At 33.9% G+C, this 1,319-nt stretch carries 1 protein-coding gene and 1 pseudogene; both read right to left on the bottom strand.

Translation table 11 applies throughout. The features are described 5' to 3' along the window. A partial coding sequence (locus AVL50_RS07255; RefSeq protein ID WP_157491190.1) for a tail fiber protein occupies positions 1-1,067 on the bottom strand: 1,067 nt, incomplete at its 3' end. Between the two features lie 51 nt (positions 1,068-1,118). Beyond that, a pseudogene (locus AVL50_RS33315) lies at positions 1,119-1,319 on the bottom strand (cell surface protein); the annotation flags it as partial.

The raw sequence follows: 1,319 nt of genomic DNA, 5'->3' as shown, positions 1-1,319 counted from the left end.
CCTACTTTCCCATCAAAATAAGCATTGGCAGTTCTTGTATCAAACACAATACCCGCTCTATTATTAAATGAACTATGAAAACCTATACCATACCAAGAAGATATACCAACATTATATCTATCGAAAGAAGCAGCATCTGCGGTTCCACTTACAAAATCACCATGAATTGAAATATCATCTCTCGCCCCACTGTTATTTTCACCTTTACCTTCAACCCTTACAGAAGCTCTATCAGCACCGTTATGTTGGACATGCAGGTTTGCTGAAGGGCTTTTTCTGCCGATTCCAACATACCCTTTACTATCAATACTAACTCGCTCAATACCATTAGTAGAAAGCCCCAAAAAGCCTCCATATGTACCTGACCCACGATAAAATGAAATAAAACCATTTTTTTCATCACTCGCGTATTTTAATCCTAATCGAAAGGACTCAGTATTGATTGGCTGTGTTGTGATTGTTTTAGCATAAAGTGAAAAATTTGATTCATCTGCATTGGCTAAAATAGTACCATATGAGTTGTCCCCGTTATTCACATGTAGTGTTGCACTTGGTGTTGTTATACCTATCCCAACTTGACCATTACCTAGTATAGTAAACTCTGGGGTGTGATTAGCTGTTCCATCAGGATTAATTATCGATGAAGATCGACTTATATAAAAACTTTTATTGGGGGAGCCTCCATAATATAAATGACCAATATGCCAATTAAGTTGAGAACCTAATTCTCCAAAACCTATAGTTGCCAAGTCCTTACCTTCAGAACCTCTGTATAAATTAATACTTTTGTTCCCTCTTGTATTTCCAGCAGGAAGTAAAAATATATCTGAATAAAAATCCGAACGTTTTGATCCTGAATTAAATTCAACAAAAGATGTATGGGGTGTACCTGACATATCCTTTATTCTAAAAGAACTTCCTGAGCCAAATAATTGAATATCCATCCAATCTCCACTATTTGTCTGGATTCTATTAAACCCTCTTATATCCCCATTATTAGTATCAATGGTTTGGGCATTTAATGAAGTTGAAAATATTATTAATAAAATGAAATGTATCTTTTTCATGCTTGTTTGATCGTTTAGAGTTTGATATATTTTTCAGGTAAAAAATTGGTCCTATTTTTTTTCTAATTGATTTACTTTATTTATAAGTAATTCTACTGTTTCATAAAGATTTGAGATCTCTTTTTCTTGATTTATAGTATGAATTGTCAATTCCTCAACCTTCTTCAATAAAAGTAAATTCATCTCTGCTAAATGAAGCCCTTCCTCCTCTATTTGACTTGCTGATTTCACTTCTGGCAAATGACTATGTTT

This window comes from Flammeovirga sp. SJP92, assembly GCF_001583495.1.
Lineage (GTDB): Bacteria > Bacteroidota > Bacteroidia > Cytophagales > Flammeovirgaceae > Flammeovirga.
Note: the sequence above shows the minus strand (reverse complement) of the source record. Positions and strands in the feature narration are given on the sequence as shown.